General features: G+C 72.0%; 16 protein-coding genes and 1 pseudogene. 7 read left to right on the top strand and 10 right to left on the bottom strand.

Translation table 11 applies throughout. From position 1 onward, the window contains the following. Positions 1 to 3: 3 nt before the first annotated feature. Positions 4 to 993, bottom strand: coding sequence for a zinc-binding dehydrogenase (locus P2424_RS15905; RefSeq protein WP_276476386.1), 990 nt, complete (start codon positions 991 to 993; stop codon positions 4 to 6). Positions 994 to 1,117: 124 nt separating this feature from the next. Then, on the bottom strand, positions 1,118 to 2,458 hold the full coding sequence (locus tag P2424_RS15900) for an NAD(P)/FAD-dependent oxidoreductase (RefSeq protein ID WP_276476385.1): 1,341 nt from the start codon (positions 2,456 to 2,458) through the stop codon (positions 1,118 to 1,120). 288 nt (positions 2,459 to 2,746) lie between these two features. Between P2424_RS15900 and P2424_RS15895 the strand changes: the two genes are divergently transcribed. Beyond that, positions 2,747 to 4,426, top strand: coding sequence for an IS1182 family transposase (locus P2424_RS15895; protein ID WP_276474614.1), 1,680 nt, complete (start codon positions 2,747 to 2,749; stop codon positions 4,424 to 4,426). A 92-nt stretch (positions 4,427 to 4,518) separates the two neighbouring features. Here the strand turns inward: P2424_RS15895 and P2424_RS15890 are convergent, their stop codons facing one another. The 4 genes from P2424_RS15890 to P2424_RS15875 form a co-directional block, all read right to left on the bottom strand. After that, complete coding sequence (locus tag P2424_RS15890) at positions 4,519 to 6,615, bottom strand: PhoX family phosphatase (protein WP_276476384.1); 2,097 nt, start codon at positions 6,613 to 6,615, stop codon at positions 4,519 to 4,521. Between the two features lie 276 nt (positions 6,616 to 6,891). Further along, complete coding sequence (locus P2424_RS15885) at positions 6,892 to 7,155, bottom strand: hypothetical protein (protein WP_276476383.1); 264 nt, start codon at positions 7,153 to 7,155, stop codon at positions 6,892 to 6,894. 462 nt (positions 7,156 to 7,617) lie between these two features. Continuing rightward, entirely contained in the window at positions 7,618 to 9,423 is a 1,806-nt protein-coding gene (gene aspS, locus P2424_RS15880; protein ID WP_276478995.1) for an aspartate--tRNA ligase, read from the bottom strand. 484 nt (positions 9,424 to 9,907) lie between these two features. Then, positions 9,908 to 10,483 carry an SseB family protein gene (locus P2424_RS15875; protein WP_276476382.1) on the bottom strand — a complete coding sequence of 192 codons (576 nt, stop codon included), beginning with the start codon at positions 10,481 to 10,483 and terminating at the stop codon, positions 9,908 to 9,910. A gap of 117 nt (positions 10,484 to 10,600) precedes the next feature. On the opposite strand from P2424_RS15875, the gene P2424_RS15870 reads away from it, so the two are divergent. The 3 genes from P2424_RS15870 (at position 10,601) to P2424_RS15860 (ending at position 14,281) form a co-directional block, all read left to right on the top strand. After that, positions 10,601 to 12,427 (top strand): acyl-CoA dehydrogenase, encoded by a 1,827-nt coding sequence (locus tag P2424_RS15870; RefSeq protein ID WP_276476381.1) that lies wholly within the window; start codon positions 10,601 to 10,603, stop codon positions 12,425 to 12,427. 138 nt (positions 12,428 to 12,565) lie between these two features. Then, positions 12,566 to 13,864 (top strand): M18 family aminopeptidase, encoded by a 1,299-nt coding sequence (locus P2424_RS15865; RefSeq protein ID WP_276476380.1) that lies wholly within the window; start codon positions 12,566 to 12,568, stop codon positions 13,862 to 13,864. Positions 13,865 to 14,053: 189 nt separating this feature from the next. Next, on the top strand, positions 14,054 to 14,281 hold the full coding sequence (locus tag P2424_RS15860) for a hypothetical protein (protein WP_276476379.1): 228 nt from the start codon (positions 14,054 to 14,056) through the stop codon (positions 14,279 to 14,281). A 63-nt stretch (positions 14,282 to 14,344) separates the two neighbouring features. On the opposite strand, the gene P2424_RS15855 is transcribed toward P2424_RS15860, so the two are convergent. The 3 genes and pseudogenes from P2424_RS15855 to P2424_RS15845 all read right to left on the bottom strand — a co-directional run bounded on the left by P2424_RS15855 (position 14,345) and on the right by P2424_RS15845 (position 16,775). Continuing rightward, positions 14,345 to 14,488 (bottom strand): hypothetical protein, encoded by a 144-nt coding sequence (locus P2424_RS15855; RefSeq protein ID WP_276479185.1) that lies wholly within the window; start codon positions 14,486 to 14,488, stop codon positions 14,345 to 14,347. Then, positions 14,445 to 14,800 (bottom strand): annotated as a pseudogene (locus P2424_RS15850) (hypothetical protein); the annotation flags it as partial. The pseudogene P2424_RS15850 and the gene P2424_RS15855, both read right to left, overlap by 44 nt. Before the next feature lie 34 nt (positions 14,801 to 14,834). After that, positions 14,835 to 16,775, bottom strand: a complete 1,941-nt coding sequence (locus P2424_RS15845) for an NHL domain-containing thioredoxin family protein (protein ID WP_276476378.1) — start codon at positions 16,773 to 16,775, stop codon at positions 14,835 to 14,837. A 198-nt stretch (positions 16,776 to 16,973) separates the two neighbouring features. Between P2424_RS15845 and P2424_RS15840 the strand changes: the two genes are divergently transcribed. Continuing rightward, positions 16,974 to 17,585, top strand: a complete 612-nt coding sequence (locus P2424_RS15840) for a TetR family transcriptional regulator (RefSeq protein WP_276476377.1) — start codon at positions 16,974 to 16,976, stop codon at positions 17,583 to 17,585. A gap of 76 nt (positions 17,586 to 17,661) precedes the next feature. Further along, positions 17,662 to 19,173: an FAD-dependent monooxygenase gene (locus P2424_RS15835; RefSeq protein WP_276476376.1), complete on the top strand. Its 1,512-nt coding sequence runs from the start codon at positions 17,662 to 17,664 to the stop codon at positions 19,171 to 19,173. A 75-nt stretch (positions 19,174 to 19,248) separates the two neighbouring features. Here P2424_RS15835 and P2424_RS15830 read toward each other — a convergent pair whose 3' ends face one another. Then, a complete protein-coding gene (locus tag P2424_RS15830) occupies positions 19,249 to 20,046 on the bottom strand; it encodes a carbon-nitrogen family hydrolase (RefSeq protein WP_276476375.1) in 798 nt (265 codons plus the stop codon). 155 nt (positions 20,047 to 20,201) lie between these two features. Between P2424_RS15830 and P2424_RS15825 the strand changes: the two genes are divergently transcribed. Beyond that, positions 20,202 to 21,035 (top strand): maleylpyruvate isomerase family mycothiol-dependent enzyme, encoded by an 834-nt coding sequence (locus P2424_RS15825; RefSeq protein ID WP_276476374.1) that lies wholly within the window; start codon positions 20,202 to 20,204, stop codon positions 21,033 to 21,035. The last annotated feature ends 77 nt before the right edge of the window (positions 21,036 to 21,112 follow it).

Genomic DNA, 21,112 nt, shown 5'->3' with positions numbered 1-21,112 from the left:
TCGCTAGGGGATCAGGACGACCTTCCCCGTGGTCTCGCGCTGTTCCAGGGCCTTGTGGGCGCGGGCGGCCTCGGCGAGGGGGAAGAGGTGGGTGGTGTGGGTGAAGTCGCCCGCGGCGGTACGGCGGAGCCCCTCGGCCCGATGGCCGGCGATGTCCTCGGGGTGGGCGAGCATGCCGCGGAGGGCGTCGATGTGGGTGGCCCGGCGGGCCGCCAGTTCGTCGGGCCCCGGGGTGAACTCGGCACCGGAGATCGCGCCGTAGGTCACGAAGCGACCGCCGGCGGCGAGCAGGCCGAAGGCGGTGCGGGCCTGCTCGCCGCCGACTCCGTCCAGGACGGCGGTGACGGAGCGGCCGCCGCCCGGCCCGGCCAGCCAGTCGGCGACCGGCTGCTGCCAGTCGGGGCGGTTGTAGTCGACGGCCAGGTCCGCGCCGAGTTCCCGGACGGCCGCGGTCTTCTCCGGGCCGCCGGCGGCGCCGATCACCACGGCGCCCAGCGCGTGGGCGTGCTGCACCAGCAGCCGTCCCATGCCGCCGGCAGCCGAGTTGACCAGCACCACGTCGTCCTCGCCCAGGCCGGCCTGGGCGAGCACCCCGACGGTCGTCCCGCCGGTGACGATCGCGGCGACCGCGGCCTGGTGGTCGAGCCCGGCGGGGCGCTCCAGCACCTCGGTGAGGTCCGCGACGACGAGTTCCGCGTAGCCGCCGGGGGCGCCCTTCGCGGTCACCACGTCGCGGCCCAGCCATTCGGGTCCGACGTCGGGGCCGACCGCGTCGACGCGCCCGGAGACCTCGCCGCCGAGCACGGTCGGCAGCTCGGGGAGCGGCGGTACCAGGCCCTCGGTCACTCCGGCGCGCATGACGGTCTCGATCGCGTGGACTCCGGCCGCGCGGACGGCGATCCGGACCTGGCCCGGTCCGGGTTCGGGGTCGGGCAGCGTCTCGCGGCGGAGGTTCTCGGCGGGGCCGAAGGTGTGCAGGACGACGGCGTGCATGGTGATGCCTTCCGGCTGGGGACTCTCGCTGGCTGCGAGACCCCCACTCTGCTACTTGAACTTCACTTCAAGTCAAAGCGTCGCGTCCGCTGCCGCCCGCCGCGCCGCCGGATACGGCCCCGCCTCACGGTGTCAGCTCGCGCGCCCGCTCCTGGGTGAGGTAGGCATCCGTGGCCTCCATGTCCTGGAGGGTCGCGGGGCGGCGGGAGAGGAAGCCGGTGCGTAGGAAGTCGTCGCCCATCAGCGCGTTGAGGTTCCAGTTCGCCACCGTGCGGACCTTCGCCGTGAAGGTGGGCAGCGCCATCAGGTGATAGCCACGGGTGATCACCTGCGCCGGGAACCCGGAGAACTCGTACCCCAGCGGCCGTGCCACCGCGTTGGTCCCACCCAGGTCCACGACCAGCCCGAGATCCTTGTGCCGGTAGGGCGTCATGGGCTCGCCCCGCAGCGCGGCGATCAGATTGCGGGCCATGTGCTTGCCCTGGCGCCCGGCGTGCTGCGCGGTGGGCGGACACACCGCGCCGCCGACCTTCGTCAGATCCGGCACCGCCGCCGCGTCGCCCAGCGCGTACACCCCGGGGTGGCCCGGCACCGTGAAGTCCGCGTTGACCGCGAGCCGCCCCTTGATCGTCTCCGCGTCGAGGGTGCTGATCAGCGGACTGGCGGCGACGCCCGCCGTCCAGATCAGGGTGCGGGAGGGCAGCACCCGGTTGTCGGTCAGGGTGATCCGCCGCTCGGTCGCCTTGGCGACCGAGACCCCCAGCGACACGTCCGTCCCCCGCTCGCGCAGGATCTGCTGGGCGCGCCGCCCCAGCTTCTCGCCCAGCTCCGGCATCAGCTTGGGGGCGATGTCCACCAGGTGCCACTTGATCAGGTCGGGATCGAGCCGCGGATAGCGCTTGGCGGCGGAGTTGGTCAGCCGCTGCAGACAGGCGACCGTCTCGGTGCCCGCGTAGCCGCCGCCGACCACCACGAACTGCAGCCGCTCGGCCCGCTCCTGCTCGTTGGTGCTGGCCGCCGCCAGGTCGAGCTGGGCGATCACGTGGTCGCGCACATAGGCCGCCTCGGCGAGCGTCTTCATCCCGCGCGCCTGCTCGTTCAGGCCCGGGATGTCGAAGCTGCGGGTGACGCTGCCGGGGGTGAGGATCAGCCGGTCGTAGGGCTGGTTGACGGTCTCGCCACTGATGAGGCGGACCACGCACATCCGGTCGTGCGGATCGATCCCGATGACCATGCCGGGGACGATGGCGGTCCGGTGCACCAGCCTGCGCAGCGGTGGCGCGACCGACTGCGGGGTGAGCACCCCGGCCGCGACCTGCGGGAGCAGCGGGAGGTACAGCTCGTAGCTGGCGGGGGTGACCAGGCTGATCTCCGCCTCTTCGGGCCGCAGTCCGCGCTCCAGTCCGCGTGCGCACTCGACTCCGGCGAAGCCGCCGCCGACGATCAGAATCCTGGTTCGCTCCATGGCTGCACCTGCACCCGCGAGGTTGGCATGATGGGGGGCGTTCCGCCTGAATTCGGCATCTCTGTCGCAGATGCCCTGCCGTCACCCTCGCACGGGTACGCGGGCCCCGCCACCGCGCACGCTGCCCCGGGTCCTCCCACCGGCCCGCCGGCCGGGTGTGCGGGACCGGGCCGGGCCCCGCCGGACGTCACCGATGCTGTTGGTAAATCCGGGGCCTGTACGTGACGTCGGCCTTCAAGACCCGGTTGTGGTCTTGAAGGCCGACGTTGTCGTATGGGGTGGGTGCGGATGTCGATGCAGCCGAAGGGGTCTGGGGAGATCCCGGCGGAGACGGTGCGGGTGGCGCGGGCCGCGTTTCCGAAGGGGAGCCTGGCGATCCGGCTGCGGGACGGACTGGGGCCGTTGTTCACGGATGAGGAGTTCGCGGATCTCTTCCCCGCCCGGGGGCGTCATGCCTGGTCACCGGCCGGACTGGCGCTGGTGTCAGTGTTGCAGTTCGTGGAGGGGCTGACCGACCGGCAGGCCGCGGAGGCGGTGCGGGCGCGGATCGATGTCAAGTACGCGCTCGGCCTGGAACTGGATGATCCGGGCTTCAACTTCTCGGTTCTGTCGGAGTTCAGGGACCGGCTCGCCCAGGCGGACGGCGGACGCCGGGTGCTGGACGGCATCCTGACAGCAGCCCGCGAGAAGGGGCTGGTCAAGAAGGCGGGCCGGGCCCGCACGGACTCCACGCACGTGTTGTCGGCGGCGCGTGACCTGTGCTGGCTGGAGATGGTGGCGGAGACGCTGCGGTCGGCGCTGAACGCGCTGGCGCAGACGGCCCCGGACTGGCTGGCCGGTGTCGCCGAGCCCGACTGGTTCAGGCACTACGCGACGAGGGCCGAGGACAGCCGGTTCCCCACCAGCCGGGCGAAGCGGGACGAGGTCGGGCTACGGATCGGCCTGGACGGAACACGCCTGCTGGCAGCCGTCTTCGCGCCCGGCGCCCCCGACGGTCTCCGCGCCCTCGCCGAGGTGGAGACGCTGCGGCAGATGTGGGTCCAGCACTTCCACCAGGTGGAAGGTGAGGTGAGGCGGCGGGACCCAAAAGACCGCCCGCCGGGCGCGTTGCGCCCGGTCACCCCCTATGACACCGACGCGCGCACCAGCATCAAACGCGATACGGCGTGGGACGGCTACAAGGTCCACCTCACCGAGACCTGCGAACCGGACACCCCGAACCTGATCACGAACGTCGCCACGACGGTGGCCACCGTCTCCGACCGGTCGATGGCCGAGACGATCCACACCCAGCTCACCGCACGGGACTGCACGCCCGGCGAGCACTGGGTAGATGCCGGCTATCCCACCGGTGCCACCCTGATCAGCGCCCGGGACGAGCACGGCATCGCCCTGCACGGGCCGCTCCAGGCCGATAACAGCGCCCAGTCCAGCACGGACAGTGGCTTCGGCCAGGACGCCTTCATCATCGACTGGGGCAGCAAGCAGGCCACCTGCCCCGGCGGCAAGACCAGCATCAACTGGAGCGAACGGCTCTCCCAGACAGGACAGCCCGTGCTGCGGGTCCGGTTCTCCGTGCTTGACTGCCGTCCCTGTCCGGTGCGGCGGGAGTGCATCAACTCGCCCTCCGGCAAGAGCCGTGAGCTGCGACTACGCCATCACGACGAACACCACGCGCTTCAGACGGCCAGAGCCGAGCAGAAGAGCGACGAATGGAAGGAACGCTACAAGGTCCGGGCGGGGGTCGAGGGCACCATCGCCCAGGGCGTTCAGCGCTGCGGCCTGCGCAGATCCCGCTACCGCGGTCTGACGAAGACCAGCCTCCAGCACCAGCTCACCGGCGCCGCGATCAACCTCGCCCGCGTCGACGCCCACCTCACCGGCACCCCACGAGCACGCACCCGCACCAGTCATTTCGCACGACTTCGCCCCGCCGACCAGACGATCGACGGGGCGAAGAAGGCGTAGGCCCCGGATTTACCAACAGCATCGGACGTCACCGACGGGGCCCGCGCTCCTGCTGTCCGACTCCGACCACCCGCCCACGCGGGCGGCCGGGGTCAGCGTCCGACGTGGGAACCGTCCTCCGGCCAGACGGCCACCACCGCCGGGCGCACATAGTGACCCGGTCCGTCCGGCCAGGTGGAGGCGGGCTTCTCCACCGAGGCGCCGTCCACCTCGCCCGGGTGCTGGACCGCGACGAGCACCCGGCGGTCCTGCACCAGCGGCCCGCAGGTCTCCGCACCGGTCGGGACGGTCAGGAACTGCCGGACCTCGCCGCGCCGCGGCCCGGCCGTGGCGACCCCGTGCAGCCCGTCGTGCGAACCGAGCTTGTTGCCGTCCGTGGAGATCCACAGGTTGCCGTAGTCGTCGAAGGTGACGTTGTCCGGGCAGGAGATCGGGCTGACCTGCTCCTTGGGGAAGCCGCCGAAGTAGGTCCCCGGGTCCTGGGGGTCACCGCAGACCAGGAAGAGCCGCCAGGAGAAGGTACTCCCGGTCGGGTCGTTGCGGCGCTCGGCGAACTCCAGCACCTGGCCGTGCTTGTTGGCGTTGCGCGGGTTGGCCTCGTCGGGGCCCGGCTTGCCGTCCTTGCCGCGGTCGGTGTTGTTGGTCAGCGCCACATACACCCGGCCGGTGCGGGGGCTGGGCTCGATGTCCTCGGGGCGGTCCATCTTCGTGGCGCCGGCCTTGTCGGCGGCCAGCCGGGTGAAGACGTACACCTCCTCGGCGCTCATCCCCGGCACGAACGACCGGTCCCCGGCGGCCAGCGGGATCCACCGGCCGCTGCCGTCGAACTCGCCGTCCTCGGGCAGCGTGCCCGCGCCGTCGATCTCGTCCGCCGGGCTGTCGCCGGTCAGCTTGGCGACGTAGAGCGTGCCCTCGTCCAGCAGGGACAGGTTGTGCCGCCGGTCCTCGGCGCTCTTCCCGCGGCGCATCCGGTTCTTGGAGACGAACTTGTAGAAGTAGTCGAAGCGCTCGTCGTCACCCATGTAGACGACGGCGTGCCCGTCCCGGGACAGCCGCGGCTGGGCCGCCTCGTGCTTGAACCGGCCGAGCGCCGTGTGCTTGCGGGGCGTGGAGTCGGGGTCGTACGGGTCCAGCTCCACCACCCAGCCGAAGCGGTGCACCTCGTTCGGCTCCGCGGTCAGGTCGAACCGCTCGTCGAACTCCTCCCAGCGCCGCCCGCTGGCGCCGCCCGAGATGCCGTACCGCTTCAGGGTCGCGGCGCGCTCGGGGTCGGTCACCCGCTCGGCGTGGGCGAAGTACTGGTTGAAGTTCTCCTCGCCGGAGAGCACCGTGCCCCACGGCGTGGTGCCGCCCGAGCAGTTGTTGAGCGTCCCCAGCACCCGGCGCCCGCGCGGGTCGGCCTTCGTGCGCAGCAGCGCGCCGCCCGCGGCCGGACCGGTGAGCTCGAACTCGGTGGTGGCGGTGATCCGGCGGTTGAGCGGGTGGCGGGGCACGGCGTGCAGCGCTCCCGTACGCCGCTCACCGGCCACCACGACGACGGACAGGCCGTGCGCGGCCCAGGCGATCTCGACCTGCTCGCGGGTGGGCTTCTCCGGGTCGTACCCGGCGAACATCAACTCCTCGTCGGTGTACTCGTGGTTGGCGACCAGGAGCTGGTCGGCCCCGTGGCTGTGGCTGTGCTGCCGGGAGCGCAGCGGCAGCAGCGTGAGGAAGTCGTTGTTGTAGCCGAACTGGCCTGCCTGGGCCTTCGCGCTCTGCCGCGCCGGGTCGAAGTCCGGCGCCCCGCGCAGGATCGGTTCGCCCCAGCGGATGACGACGTTCTGTCCGTAGCCCTCCGGGACGGTCACCGTGTCCGCGGTGTTGGGCGCGACGGGCTCGAACCGCAGGCCCTTGGCCGGCTTGCCGTGCGGCCCGCCGTGCGGGTGGTGGCCACTGCCCTGCGGCGCGGCGGCGGCGGTTCCGGCGCCGGGTCCGGCGATCCCGGTGCCCGCGGCCGCGGCGACCCCGACGACGGCGCCGGCGCGCAGCACCGAGCGGCGCGAGAGGGCCCGGGCGATGACGTCACCCGCGTACTCGTTGGTGCTGGTGTTGGGCACCTCGTGGAAGCAGGCGTCGCCGCAGCGGTAGCGGCAGGTCATCGCCGACCTTCCCGTCGGGTGCGCGGTGAGCAGCGGCAGCGGCTTTCGCATGGTCGTTCCTCCGGTCCGGGCGCGGTGTGCGCTTGTACGCCGTACGCCGCCGTGACGTTAAGGCCGCGGATACGCGGCAGGGCGACCGCGGAATGAACCGCGGGTGAATACGGCGCCGACCGCCGGGCCGGCGCCGTCCCGGTCGCCGGGAGGACGGCACTGCGGGGTCTCGGCGGCCCGCGGGGTGCGGGACGGGGGGCCCGGGGAGTGGCCTGAGGCGGGGGCCGGCCCCGGGCGGAGCATGGCCGGCCCGTCAGCGCTCGGGGAGGCGCGAGGTCAGACGGGGGGCCGGCCGCCGCGGCGGCCGCCGTCCTCGCGCTCCTCGTCCCATGCCAGCCGCATCGCTTCCGCGTGGGCGATCGTCTCGCCGATCCACTCGGGGGCCAGTGAGGTCTTGGCGTAGTCGCGGGCGCAGGGCAGGCACGCGTACGCGCTGCCGCCGGGTCCCGAACCCGTCTCGATGATCGCGATCAGGGCCCGGTGCCGCACCGGCAGACCGCAGCGGCAACACGTGCCCGGGTTGGGGCCCTCGGCGTGCACACCGCCACCTCCTTCGCCGTCACTCTCGTCGCTCGACCGCCACATTGCACACGACACCTGCGGTGTATCACCGTGCGTGACGCCTTCGGCGGGACGCCGTGCGGCGGCCCACGTCCCGTCCCCCGAGGGCTGACCACCGCACCTGTTGCATCGTGCCCGGGGCGTGCCCGCGTTGGAGCGATCGTCGCCGTCTCCGTGCACATATGTAGCCGATCGATGACCGTTGTTCTTCCGTTGCCACGCTCTCCACCAAGAGTGACCGCTCGATCGGCCGCTTGACGCCCGGGTACCGAAAACGACACGGTCCCCTCCGTATGTGTACGGAGGGGACCGTGGCGGACGCGTCGGACGCGGAGGAGGCCCGGACCGAGCCGCCGCGCCACCATCCGGCGACCCGGCAGCCCCGGGCGGCGCGCAGCCACTCGTCCCGCCGGACCCGCCCGGCTGGGCGGGCTCGGCGGGCTACTCGGCCTGCGGGGCCTGCTTGGCCTTCTCGGCCTGCTTGACCTGCGGGGGCTTGCGCAGCGAGAGGTGCAGTTCGCGCAGCCGCGCCTCGTCGACCTCGCTCGGGGCGCCCATCATCAGGTCGAGCGCGTTGTTGTTGAGCGGGAAGGCGATGGTCTCGCGGATGTTCGGCTCGTCCGCGAGCAGCATGACGATGCGGTCGATGCCCGGCGCGATCCCACCGTGCGGCGGAGCGCCGAAGCGGAAAGCGCGCAGCATGCCGCCGAACTCGCGCTCGACGTCCTCCTCCGAGTAGCCCGCGATACCGAACGCCTCGAACATGATCTCCGGTTCGTGGTTCCGGATCGCACCGGAGGACAGTTCGACACCGTTGCAGACGATGTCGTACTGCCAGGCCAGAACGTCCAGCGGGTCCTTGGTGCGCAGCGCCTCGAGACCGCCCTGGGGCATGGAGAACGGGTTGTGCGAGAACTCGATCTCGCCGGTCTCCTCGTCCTTCTCGAACATCGGGAAGTCCACGATCCAGCAGAACCGGAAGACGTTCTCCTCGAAGTGCCCGGCGCGCTTGGCGGCCTCGACACGGACCGCGCCCATGATCTTGGAGACCTCGTCGAACTCACCGGCTCCGAAGAAGACCGCGTGGCCGGGGACGAGGCCCAGCGTGTCGGTGAGCGCCTTGACGTCGTCCTCGGTGAGGAACTTGGCGATCGGGCCCGCCAGCGAGCCGTCCTCGCCGACCCGCACCCAGGCCAGGCCCTTGGCACCCTGCTCGACGGCGAAATCGCCCAGCGAGTCGAAGAACTTGCGCGGCTGGGCCGCGGTGTCCGGCACCGCCAGCGCCCTCACGTGCTTGTCGGCGAACGCCTTGAAGCCGGAGCCCGCGAAGAGCGCGGAGACGTCGGTCAGCTCCAGCCGGGCGCGCAGATCCGGCTTGTCCGAGCCGTACTTGACCATCGCCTCGCGGAAGGGGATGCGCGGGAACGGCGAGGTGACCTCGCGGCCCTCGCCCAGCTCCTGGAACAGCTCGGTCATCACCGTCTCGATGACCCGGAAGACGTCCTCCTGCTCGACGAAGCTCATCTCCATGTCGAGCTGGTAGAACTCGCCCGGCGAGCGGTCGGCGCGCGCGTCCTCGTCACGGAAGCAGGGCGCGATCTGGAAGTAGCGGTCGAACCCGGCGATCATCAGCAGTTGCTTGAACTGCTGCGGCGCCTGCGGCAGCGCGTAGAACCTGCCCGCGTGCAGCCGGGAGGGGACGAGGAAGTCGCGGGCCCCCTCGGGAGAGGTGGCCGAGAGAATGGGCGTCGCCATCTCGTTGAAGCCCTGGGCGACCATCTTCTCGCGGATGGCGGCGATGACCTTGCTGCGCAGCATCACATTGCGGTGCATGCGCTCCCGGCGCAGGTCGAGGAAGCGGTACTCCAGCCGCCGCTCCTCGTTGACACCGTCCTCGGCGTTGATGGTGAACGGGATCTGCTCGGCCCCGCCCAGCACCTCGACCTCGGTGACCTCCACCTCGATCTCGCCGGTGGGCAACTCGGGGTTGACGTTCTCCGCACCGCGGGCCGTGACCTTGCCGTCCACCCGCAGGACCGTCTCCTTGGCCAGCGAGCCGAGCTGCTCGTCGATCTTACCGGCCACGTCCCGGACCACGAGCTGGACGATGCCGTGGTGGTCGCGCAGGTCGATGAAGAGGATGCCGCCAAGGTTCCGGCGATTGTGCAGCCAGCCGCTCAGCCGGACGTCAGTGCCGACGTCCGAGGCGCGAAGCTCGCCGCAGGTGTGGGACCGGTACCGATGCATCATTCATCCAAGTCGTTCGGCTCAGGGGTCACAGTGGAGTGCCCTTCAGAGTACCGCCCTGTCCCACCCCGCCTCGCCCCCGTTTCCCCGACCCGACGAGTCGGTACAAAGTGGTGCAACATGCACCGACGACGCCCGGCCTTCCAGGCGCCGGACTCTGGACCTGGGACAACGCGGCAGGCCCCGGCGAGGGAACACGGAAGAGCGCCGGGGAGCAGCCGTCCCCGGACCGGTGGGAGGACCTGGACGCGGAGGCTTCCTGCCGCCCGTCCGCCCGGACCCGGAGGCGTCCTGCCGCCCCTGCCGCCGCTGCCGCACGAGGGCCGAGGAGCTCAGGGGGCCGGAGCGGGCCGCCGCGGGATGTTCGCGGGGACGTTCGCGGCAGCCCGGTGCGGCGAGGCGCACGTCACTCCGTACGCCGGCGCGCGGCGACCGCCCGCGCGCCTGTCGACTCAGCCGTACATCGGCTCAGCCGTACATCGGCTCAGCCGTACATCCGTCGCATCGCGAAGTCGACCATCTCCTCGACGGCCTTGGCGTCGAAGACCACGCGGTGCTCGCCCTCCATGTCGAGCACGAAGCCGTAGCCCGACGGCAGCAGGTCGAGGACCTCGGCGCCGGTGATGACGAAGTACTTCGACTCCTTGCCGGCGTAGGCGCGCAGCTCCTTGAGGGTGCTGAACATCGGGATGACCGGCTGCTGGGTGTTGTGCAGCGCGAGGAAGCCGGGGGTGTCGCCGCGCGGGCAGTACACCCTGGAGGTGGAGAAGATCCCCTGGAAGTCCTCGGCGCTCATCGAGCCCGTGGTGAAGGCGCGGATCGACTCCTGGAGGGAGGGCGGCGACGGCTCGGGGTAGAGCGGCTGCTGCGCTCCCGGCTGGCCGTACTGCGGCGGCCCCTGATGCGCTCCGTACGGCGGCGGGGGCGGCGCCTGGTGACCCTGCTGACCGGGATGCGGGCCGTGCCCGGCGTGCTGGTAGCCGTGCCCGCCGTGGCCCTGCCCGGGCTGCGGCCCGTGGCCCTGTCCGGGTGGGGCGCCGGTCTGGTCGTAACCGTACATAGCGAAAAGAGTAACGAGTCACAGAGGGGTGGTGAGGGGTTGCTTCTTATTACCGGCGGGTAGCATCATCTATGGGACTACCGACAAGTACGAGCGAGCCACTACGGAGCCGTCGCCATGGGGCATTACAAGTCGAATCTCCGCGACATCGAGTTCAACCTCTTCGAGGTGCTCGGGCGCGACACGGTGTACGGCACCGGACCGTTCGCGGAGATGGACGTCGAGACCGCCAAGAACGTGCTGTCCGAGATCGCACGGCTGGCCGAGAACGAGCTGGCCGCCTCCTACGAGGAGGGCGACCGCAACCCGCCGGTCTTCGACCCGGACACCAACACCGCACCGGTACCCGCCGCCTTCCGGAAGAGCTACCAGGCGTACATGGACGCCGAGTGGTGGCGCCTGGGCATCCCGGAGGAGATCGGCGGCACCACGGCGCCGCGCTCGCTGCTGTGGGGCTTCGCCGAGACGATCCTGGGCTCCAACCCGGCCGTGTGGATGTACGCCTCGGGCCCGGCCTTCGCGGGCGTGCTGCACGAGGAGGGCACCGAGGAGCAGCACAAGATCGCCGCGCTGATGGCCGAGAAGCAGTGGGGCTCCACGATGGTGCTCACCGAGCCGGACGCCGGCTCGGACGTCGGCGCCGGCCGCACCAAGGCCACCGAGCAGGCCGACGGCACCTGGCACATCGAGGGCGTGAAGCGCTTCATCACCTCCGGTGAGCACGACATGTCCGAGAACATCGTGCACTTCGTGCTGGCCCGTCCGGAGGGCCACGGCCCCGGCACCAAGGGCCTGTCGCTGTTCATCGTGCCCAAGTACGACTTCGACTGGGAGACCGGCGAGCTGGGCGAGCGCAACGGCGTCCACGCCACCAACGTCGAGCACAAGATGGGCCTGAAGGTCTCCAACACCTGCGAGATGACCTTCGGCGCCAACCAGCCCGCCAAGGGCTGGCTGCTGGGCGAGAAGCACGACGGCATCCGGCAGATGTTCAAGATCATCGAGTTCGCCCGGATGATGGTCGGCACCAAGGCGATCGCCACCCTCTCCACCGGCTACCTGAACGCGCTGGAGTACGCCAAGGAGCGGGTGCAGGGCGCCGACCTGGCCCAGTTCACGGACAAGACCGCGCCCCGGGTCACCATCACCCACCACCCGGACGTACGCCGCGCGCTGCTGACCCAGAAGGCGTACGCCGAGGGCATGCGCGCCCTCGTCCTCTACACCGCCACGGTGCAGGACGAGATCCTGCTCAAGGAGCACAGCGGCGAGGACGCCGCCGCGGCCCACCGCCTCAACGACCTGCTGCTGCCGATCGTGAAGGGTTACGGCTCGGAGAAGTCCTACGAGCAGCTCGCGCAGTCCCTGCAGACCCTGGGCGGCTCCGGCTACCTGCAGGAGTACCCGATCGAGCAGTACATCCGGGACGCCAAGATCGACACCCTCTACGAGGGCACCACCGCCATCCAGGGCCAGGACTTCTTCTTCCGCAAGGTCGTCCGCGACCAGGGCCAGGCGCTGACCGCGCTGTCCGAGGAGATCAAGAAGTTCCTCGCCGAGGCGCAGGGCGGCGAGGAGCTGGCCGCCTCCCGCGACCACCTCGCCAAGGCCGCCGGGGAGCTGGAGGCCATCGTCGGCACCATGCTGACCGACCTGGCCGCCACCGAGAAGGACGTCAAGTCCATCTACAAGGTGGGGCTCAACACCACCCGCTTCCTGATGACCGCGGGTGACGTCGTCATCGGCTACCTGCTGCTGCGCGGCGCCGCCGTGGCCGCCGAGAAGCTGGCGGGCGCCGCCGCCAAGGACGTGCCGTTCTACCAGGGCAAGATCGCCGCGGCGAAGTTCTTCGCCGCGAACGTGCTGCCGCAGGTCGCCGTCCAGCGCGAGCTGGCCGACACGGTGGACCTCTCGATCATGGAGCTCGACGAGAAGGCGTTCTGAGCCCTCCCGCACCCCTGATGCCGGGCCGTACCCGGCCCCCGCGCCCCGCTCCCGCCGCCCTGGGAGCGGGGCGCTGCCCGTCCCGAGCGGGGACGACCACACGCCCGGCACCCGGACACCGCGCCGTAAGGTGGGCCCATGAGCAACGCCACGCCGTTCGACCGCGCTCACACCGACGGTCTGCTGTCCTTCCTCGCCGCCGCCCCCTCCCCCTACCACGCGGTGGCGAACACGGCCGCGCAACTGGAGAAAGCCGGCTTCCGGCAGGTGCGGGAGACCGAGGCCTGGGACGCCACCACGGGCGGCAAGTACGTCCTGCGCGGCGGCGCGCTCATCGCCTGGTACGTCCCCGAGGGCGCCCTGCCGAGCACCCCCTTCCGGATCGTCGGCGCCCACACCGACTCGCCCAACCTGCGCGTCAAGCCCGTACCCGACACCGGCGCCCACAACTGGCGGCAGATCGCCGTCGAGATCTACGGCGGCGCCCTGCTCAACACCTGGCTCGACCGCGATCTGGGCCTCAGCGGCCGACTGACCCTGCGCGACCGCTCCACCCACCTGGTACACGTGGACCGCCCCCTGCTGCGCGTACCGCAGCTCGCCATCCACCTCGACCGGCAGGTCAACGACGGCCTCAAGCTGAACCGCCAGCGTCACATGACACCCGTGTGGGGGCTGGGCAGGACCGACGAGGGCGACCTGCTGCGCTTCCTCGCCGAGGAGAGCGGACTCCCGGTCGAGGACATCGCCGGCTGGGACCTGATGACCCACAGCGTCGAGCCCCCCGCCTACCTGGGACGGGACCGCGAACTCGTGGCCGGCCCGCGGATGGACAACCTGCTGTCGGTGCACGCCGGGGTCGCGGCACTGATCGCGGCGGCGGGCCGCGGCACCGACGCCGAGCCCACCGCGATCCCCGTGCTCGCCGCCTTCGACCACGAGGAGAACGGCAGCCAGTCCGACACCGGCGCCGACGGGCCGCTGCTGGGCTCGGTGCTGGAGCGTTCTGTCTTCGCCCGCGGCGGCTCCTACGAGGACCGGGCCCGCGCCTGGGCGGGCACCGTCTGCCTCTCCTCCGACACCGGGCACGCCGTGCACCCCAACTACCCCGAACGGCACGAGCCCGGCCACCACCCGCTGCCCAACGGCGGTCCGATCCTCAAGGTCAACGTCAACCAGCGGTACTCCACCGACGGCTCCGGACGCGCCGTCTTCGCCGCGGCCTGCGAACGCGCGGGCGTCCCGTGGCAGAGCTTCGTCTCCAACAACGACGTGCCCTGCGGCACCACCATCGGCCCGATCACCGCCGCACGCCACGGCATCACCACGGTCGACATCGGCGTCGCGATCCTCTCCATGCACTCGGCCCGAGAGCTGTGCGGCGCCGACGACCCCTACCTGCTGGCCAACTGCCTCACGGCGTTCCTCGAGGGCTGACCCGGCCACCGAGCCCCCGACCGACCGGCGGTGCCGGACCCCGCGCAGCCGCGGAGTCCGGGACCGCGCGGCACGGTGGTTGCCTCCGACGGATCCGGGTACCCGCGCGCGGTAAGCGAATCCGCCCGGCCGAAGAGCCAGTTCGGCCCGAATGAGCCGAGACGGCTCAACCGTGCTTGGAGGCAACGCATGGGCATCGTCATCTGCATCGGCATGATGGCCCTGGGGGCGATTCTGACCCTGGCGGTCAACATCGACATCAGCGGGATCAACGTCGACCTGATGGGCATCATCCTGCTGATCGTCGGCACGATCGGACTGTGCGCCTACATCAGCATCCTCAAACGCCGCCGGGTGGAGCCCCCGTCCCCCGGCGCCCCGGTGGTCGAGGAGTACAACCGCCACCACCTGGAGTGAGCCGGGCTCCCGCCCGGACCCGGCCGCGCGGTGGACGGCGAAGCCGCCGCGGACCGCCGTGGCTCAGACCGAAGCGTTCATCAGCGCCGTGACATAGGCGTCCAGCCGCTCCTCCACGACCCGCGTCGTCAGCTCCGTCCTCCCCGCTTCCCGCCACGGCCGGGCCAGGAGCCCGCACGCCCGTCCCCTTGAGCAGGGTGAGGGCATCGGTCTCCCGGTTCAGCCAGTCCTCGGCATGGCCCGCTGAGAGCGGATCGACGAAGCTCCGCAGCACCAGGTCACGGGTGCTTCCGTCCGCCGCGCCGATGGTCAGCCGCCGCATTGCGGCGGCCGATGGTCAGCCGCCGCATTGCGGCGGCCGATGGTCAGCCGCCGCATTGCGGCGGTGATGCCGCCTTGCAGTGCCTCGGTCCTGACGATCCGTTCGCCCGCCGCCAGGTGCCGGCTGACCCACGCCAGGGTCAACGGGCCGACATACGCGGCCGGGTGGCCGGCAGCCGCGTGGTGTCCGGTCACCATGTCTCGTCGGTCGGTGGGGTCAACTGTCCAGCGGTCAACTGTCCAGCCCCGCCAGCACCAGCGGCAGCCGGTCCGCGCCGCCGGCGGTCAGCCGCACCGGGACGCCCCAGTCCTGCTGGTGCATATGGCAGGCGGGGTACTCGCCCTCCTCGTCGCAGGAGGCGGCCATCGCCGAGACGTGCAGCACTCCCTCGCTGCCCTCCGCTCCGGCCAGCCGGACCTCGCGGTGCAGTTCGGTGCCCGTGCCCTCGCCCTCGGCGAGCAGCCCGGGCGGGGTCGAGCTGACCATCAGCCGGGTCGCGGGGCCGTACCGGGTGTCGAGTTTCTGCCCCGCCGGGGCCTGGAAGACCACATCCAGCCGCAGGGCGCCGGGCGCCACCTCGGTGGCCGCCCGCTGGGTGCGGTGTGCCACGCCCTCGACCCGCACGGCGTCCTCGGGCAGCCGCAGCCGGGTCAGCCGGTGCCGCGCCGACTCGACGACGACGATCTCCGGTGCGCCGTCCGCCTCCTCCGCGGCGCCGGGCGCCAGGACCGCGCCCGAGGGCTCCCGCAGCTCGGTGGCCAGGGTGCTCACCTCGCCGGTTGCGGGGTCGTAGCGGCGCAGCGCGTGGTTGTAGGTGTCGCAGACGGCGACCGACCCGTCCGGCAGCGCCGTGACGCCCAGCGGGTGCTGGAGCAGCGCCTGATCGGCCGGGCCGTCGCGGTGGCCGAAGTCGAAGAGGCCGGTGCCGACCGCGGTCCGCACCACGAACCCACCGCCGTCGGTGGGCTCGTCGGCCTCGGATTTCTCGGCGTCCTCGCCGCTGTGCGCGCTCTGCCGTTCGATCCAGCGCAGGGCGCTCGTCTCGGAGTCGGCGACCCACAGCCTGCTGCCGTCGGCCGCGACCGCCAGCCCGGACGGCTGCGCGAACCACGCCTCGGCGGCCGGACCGTCCACCAGCCCCTCGTTCGTCGTGCCCGCCGCGACGGCGACGGTGCCGCTCGCCGGGTCGTACGTCCACAACTGGTGCACTCCGGCCATCGCGACCCACACGCGGCCCGCGAACCAGGCCACGTCCCACGGTGAGGAGAGCGCCACCTCCCGCGCGGGCCCCTCGGTGGGCGCCCCCTGCCACCACTGCGCGCCGGTGCCCGCGACGGTCGCCACCGCGCCGGTGGCCGGATCGAGGCGGCGCAGCGCGTGGTTGACGGTGTCCGCGACCAGCACCTCGCCGTCCGGCAGCAGCGCCAGTCCCTGCGGCTCGTTGAACCGCGCGGCCTCCGCCGCGCCGTCGGCCAGCCCGCGCTCCCCGGAACCGATCCGGCGCAGCACCGTCTCGCCGTCCGCGGCGAGCTCCACGACCTGGTGCCGCGTGGTGTCCGAGACGAGGAACGTCCCGCCCGGCAGGACCAGCGCCTTCCCCGGGAAGCGCAGCTCACCGGCGACCGGCTCCGGCGGGGTGAACGGCGCGAGGCCGCGCCGCAGCGTCCCCTTGGCAACGTGCTCGGTCTCCAGCTCGGTCACCCGCCGCTCGATCGCGTGCACATGCCCCTCGCCGGCGTGCTGCGCGACGACGTACCCCTCCGGGTCGATCACCACCAGCGTCGGCCACGCGCGCACCGCGTACTGCTTCCAGGTGGCCAGCTCCGGATCGTCCAGCACCGGGTGGGCCACCCCGTACCGCTCCACGGCGTCCACCACGGCGGCGTGCTCGGCCTCGTGCACGAACTTGGGCGAGTGCACGCCGACGACGACCACCGTGTCCTCGTGCCGCTCCTCCAACTCCCGCAGCTCGTCGATGACGTGCAGGCAGTTGATGCAGCAGAAGGTCCAGAAGTCCAGGATCACCGTGCGGCCCCGGAGGTCGGCCAGGGACAGCTCCTCGCCACCGGTGTTGATCCAGGAGCGTCCGCGCAGTTCGGGGGCGCGGACTCGGGCACGGCTGCGGGGCTCGGGGGCGGACGCGGAGCTGGGCGCCGGGGCGGCATCGTTCATGGGTTCAAGCTTGCCATTCCCCCCGGACGCGCGGCCGGGGCTGTGGACAGCGGGCGATGCCACGCGAGCCCGTCGGCGACCGGCGGCGCAGGCAACGCCCACGTCCGGTCCCGGGCAGCGGCACGGCGGAGCCCGGCCCGCCGGAATTGCGTGGCACGTATATTTGCGTGGCACGCAGTTTTTGTTAGCGTGGGTGCCATGAGCGGTCTGCGGGAACGGAAGAAGGAGGCCACGCGCGCAGCGCTGAGCTGGGCCGCGGTCCGGCTCACCGTCGAGCACGGGTGGGGCGGGGTCAAGGTCGAGGACATCGCCGCGGCGGTCGGCGTCTCTCCGCGTACCTACAACAACTACTTCTCCAGCAAGGCCGAGGCCATCGCGTTCCGCTACCTCGAACGCGCCCTGGGGCTCGCGGCCGAACTCCGCGCCGGGCCGCCCGGCGAACCGCTGTGGGAGGCCATCACACGTGCGGCGATGCGGCAGCTGGAGCCCGGCCCCGAAGTGGCACGCATGCCGCCCCAGGAACCCGACACCTGGGCGGCCGGCCTGCGGGTGATGCTGGCCGAACCCGCGCTGGAAGCCGAGATGCTGCGCGCGAGCAAGACCGCGGAGAAGGAACTCGCCGCGGCCATCGCGGAGCGCACGGGCGCGGATTCGGGCGCCGAACTGCATCCCCGCCTGATGGCGGCGAGCGTGCTGGCCGCCAACAACGTCGCCCTCGAACTGTTCGTGCAGGGCGACACGGACGAGTCGATGGAGACCCTGCTGTCCCGGGCACTGCGCATGGTGGCCACCGGACTCCCCACCCCTTAGGTCCACTCGCTCCACCCCGCACCGAGGCTGCCGGCCGCGGCCTCCGCCCCTCCATGCCACGAAGAGGAGAAATATCATGCTTGATGTGGTCATAGTCGGCGGCGGCCCGAACGGACTGATGCTGGCCTGTGAGCTGGCACTCGCCGGGGTGCAGCCGACCGTGCTGGAACGCCTCGCCGGCCCGAAGACCGAGCCCCGGGCCAACGGCCTGGTCGGCCAGGTGGTGCGCATGCTCGACCGACGGGGGCTCCACGCGCGCGTCAGCGGATCCGGCGAGCCGCCCCGGCCCGCGTCCCGCTACATGTTCGGCGCGTTGACGCTGGACCTCACCGGCCTCGACGAGAACCCCCTGTACCTGCTCCCCGCACCGCAGGAGCGGATCGAGCAGGTCCTCACCGAACGCGCCCTGGAACTCGGCGTCGACCTGCGCAGGGAGCAGGAGGTGACCGGGCTCGACCAGGACGGCGACCACGTCCGGGTCGCCCTCGCGGACGGCGGGACCCTCACCACCCGCTACCTCGTCGGTGCCGACGGGGGCCGCAGCACCGTGCGGCGGCTGTCCGGCATCGGCTTTCCCGGAGTGACGACCGACGACTTCGTGCTCCGCTCCGCCAACGTGTCCGTGGCGGACACGTGTCTGAGCCCGGACAGCGAACTGCTCGTCCCCGGCTACGGCAGCCTGCCGCCCTCGCTGTACGTGCGCACGGAGCGCGGCACTGCCGTGTGGGGGCTGCTGCCCGGCCGTGCGCCCACGTTCCACACCACCGAGACCGGTGCGCCGCTCGACCCGACCACCCCGATGACCTTCGAAGAGATGAGGGCGAGCGCCGAACGCGTACTGGGCGTCCCCGTCCCGCTGGATCCGCCGGAGGGAGCCGGGCCGCACCTGCTGCGGCGGCTGGTCGGCGGCAACACCCGGCTGGCGGAACGCTACCGGGACCGGCGGATCCTGCTCCTGGGCGACGCGGCCCACGTGCACTCGGCGATCGGCGGCCCGGGCCTCAATCTCGGTCTGCAGGACGCGGTCAACCTGGGCTGGAAGCTGGCCGCGACAGTGCGGGGGCGGGCTCCCGAAGGGCTGCTCGACACCTACGACGAGGAACGCCGGCCCGTCGCCGAACGTGTCATGGCCTCGACTCTGGCCCAGGCGGCGCTGATGCGGCCGGGACCGGAAGTCAGTGCCCTGCGGACCGTCTTCGGCGACCTGCTGGCCGCACCCGGCGGCACCGCGCGCATGGCCCGCCTGCTCGCCGGCACCACCGAGGGCTTCGTGCCCGACCTCGTGGTGCACAACGGTGCGGGCACCCGCCGGCTGGCCGACCTGACGCGCACCGCACGGCCCTTGCTGCTGGACCTGTGCGGCGGCTTCGCGGCGGCCGCGAAGCCCTGGCAGGACCGGGTCGACATCGTCAGCGGCACCGCGGCGGAGGGCACGAGCGCGACCGGGCTGCTCCTGCGCCCCGACTGCCACGTGGCATGGACCGGACACGCACCGGACGACGTCAGGGGGCTGCGCGCCGCACTGCACCAGTGGTTCGGCGCCCCGCTGGGCGACGCCCGGGAGCCGGACCAGGCCGACGACCGCTGAGCGGGCGGCGGCCCTCGCAGCCCGAGCCCCCGGCCCCGGGGCGTTCCGCGGCCCGGGCCCCGGAACGCCCGGGGCTCAGAGCACCCGGTCCTTGAGGACCGGGAAGGACTCCCGCACCTTCGCCACCTGGGAGAGGTCGAGATCTGCGGTGACGACGGTCTCCTCGGTGCTGTCGGTCTGCGCCAGGACCTCGCCCCAAGGGTCGATGACGGCGCTGCGGCCGGCCTGCGCGACACCCGCGTGGCTGCCCGCCGTGCCGCAGGCCAGGACGAAGCACTGGTTCTCCACGGCGCGGGTACGGGCGAAGAGCGTCCAGTGGTCGGCGCGCTTGGCGGGCCAGCCGGCCGGGACGACCAGCACCTGGGCGCCCGCGGGCTCGGCGTCCACCAGGGCCCGGAAGAGTTCCGGGAAGCGCAGGTCATAGCAGGTGGCCAGGCCGAGTACGGCCTCAGGGCGCGGCACGGTGACCGGGGTGGTGCCCGCGGACATCATGGTGGCCTCGCCCCGGTCGAAGCCGAAGCGGTGGATCTTGCGATAGGTGGCGGCGAGCTCGCCGGAGGGGGAGAACACCAACGAGGTGTTGTAGAGGGCGCCGCCCTCCGTCCCCTTCTCCACGATCGAACCCGCGTGCAGCCACACGCCCGCGTCCCGTGCCGCCGCCGACATGGCCAGCGCCGTCGGCCCGGTGGCCGGATCCGCCTCCTCGGCCTCGGCGGCGAAGCGCTCGTACGCGAAGGCACCGACGGGCCACAGCTCGGGCAGGACCACCAGGTCGGCCCCTGCCTGGGCCCGTACCAGAGAGGCCACCCGCTCGCGCCGGGAAGCCACCGACTCGTCCGGGTCGACTTGAATCTGCAGAAGCGAAGCGCGCACCGTACCACCGTCCATGCGATCGAGGGGGGCGATTGGGCCTAGCATCGTCCCGAAACCACTGCCGGGGTGCCCGGGCGCAGCGTAACTTGAGAGCACCCATCATGAGCACCCTGCCCTGCACAGCCCGCGAACGAACCGCAACGCCGAGGGGTCCCGTGACCGACCACCCAAGCCTTCAGCCCTACGTTGACGCCTGGACGCAGTCCATGGAAGCGATATCCGAGCTGGTCACTTCCCTTGTGGAAGGGGAGTGGAACGGGCGGACCGAGTGCCCGGGGTGGTCGGTCCGCGATGTGGTCTCCCACATCATCGGCGTGGAATGCGAACTGCTGGGCGATCCCCGGCCGATCCACTCCCTCCCGCGCGACATCTACCACGTCCGCGACGAGGTCAGCCGGCACATGGAAGTGCAGGTGGACGTGCGGCGGCACCACACCGGGCCGGAGATGACCAGCGAGTTCGAGTACACCCTCATCCGCCGCGCACGCCAGTTGCGCAACGAGAAGCGCAGCGCGGAGGCCGAGGTCAACAGCGTGCTGCCGTTCGGGCCGCGGAAGCTGCCGCTGGAGCGGCAACTGACGCTGCGCGCCTTCGACGTGTGGGTGCACGAGCAGGACCTGCGGCGCGCCCTGGACAAGCCGGGCAACCTCGACTCGCCGGGTGCGCAGGTGGCCCGGGACGTGTTCCTGGCCGGACTGCCGAAGGTGGTCGCCAAGGACGCCGGGGCGCCGCCGAACTGCGCCGTCGTCTTCGACGTCAGCGGACCGGTCGAGTTCATGCGGACGGTGCGGGTTGACCAGGACGGCCGCGGGACCGTGGACAGCAGCGTCTCGCTGGGTCCCGCCGTCACCCTGGCCATGGACTGGGAGACCTACTCCCGGCTCGCCGCGGGCCGGGTGCGGCCCGAGGCCGTCGCGGACCGCGTGAAGATCGAAGGGGACGCCGACCTGGCCGACGCCGTACTCAAGCACTTCGCCGTCACGCCGTGACACCGGTCCCCGCGCGGGTGGGGCGCGGTCCCGTCGGAGCCTGACCCCGGGCCCCGGCGTTCCGGGCCCCGGCCTGT

It is taken from the genome of Streptomyces sp. WMMB303, from assembly GCF_029351045.1.
GTDB lineage: Bacteria > Actinomycetota > Actinomycetes > Streptomycetales > Streptomycetaceae > Streptomyces.
The sequence above is the reverse complement of the archived record's forward strand: the minus strand, read 5'-3'. Positions and strand labels throughout refer to the sequence as shown.

Bases quoted from the DNA above. Each gene is read 5' to 3' on its own strand.
- P2424_RS15905 (WP_276476386.1), bottom strand. From the start codon at position 993: ATGCACGCCGTCGTCCTGCACACCTTCGGCCCCGCCGAGAACCTCCGC.
- P2424_RS15900 (WP_276476385.1), bottom strand. From the start codon at position 2,458: ATGGAGCGAACCAGGATTCTGATCGTCGGCGGCGGCTTCGCCGGAGTC.
- P2424_RS15895 (WP_276474614.1), top strand. From the start codon at position 2,747: ATGTCGATGCAGCCGAAGGGGTCTGGGGAGATCCCGGCGGAGACGGTG.
- P2424_RS15890 (WP_276476384.1), bottom strand. From the start codon at position 6,615: ATGCGAAAGCCGCTGCCGCTGCTCACCGCGCACCCGACGGGAAGGTCG.
- aspS (WP_276478995.1), bottom strand. From the start codon at position 9,423: ATGCATCGGTACCGGTCCCACACCTGCGGCGAGCTTCGCGCCTCGGAC.
- P2424_RS15875 (WP_276476382.1), bottom strand. From the start codon at position 10,483: ATGTACGGTTACGACCAGACCGGCGCCCCACCCGGACAGGGCCACGGG.
- P2424_RS15870 (WP_276476381.1), top strand. From the start codon at position 10,601: ATGGGGCATTACAAGTCGAATCTCCGCGACATCGAGTTCAACCTCTTC.
- P2424_RS15865 (WP_276476380.1), top strand. From the start codon at position 12,566: ATGAGCAACGCCACGCCGTTCGACCGCGCTCACACCGACGGTCTGCTG.
- P2424_RS15860 (WP_276476379.1), top strand. From the start codon at position 14,054: ATGGGCATCGTCATCTGCATCGGCATGATGGCCCTGGGGGCGATTCTG.
- P2424_RS15855 (WP_276479185.1), bottom strand. From the start codon at position 14,488: ATGCCCTCACCCTGCTCAAGGGGACGGGCGTGCGGGCTCCTGGCCCGG.
- P2424_RS15845 (WP_276476378.1), bottom strand. From the start codon at position 16,775: ATGAACGATGCCGCCCCGGCGCCCAGCTCCGCGTCCGCCCCCGAGCCC.
- P2424_RS15840 (WP_276476377.1), top strand. From the start codon at position 16,974: ATGAGCGGTCTGCGGGAACGGAAGAAGGAGGCCACGCGCGCAGCGCTG.
- P2424_RS15835 (WP_276476376.1), top strand. From the start codon at position 17,662: ATGCTTGATGTGGTCATAGTCGGCGGCGGCCCGAACGGACTGATGCTG.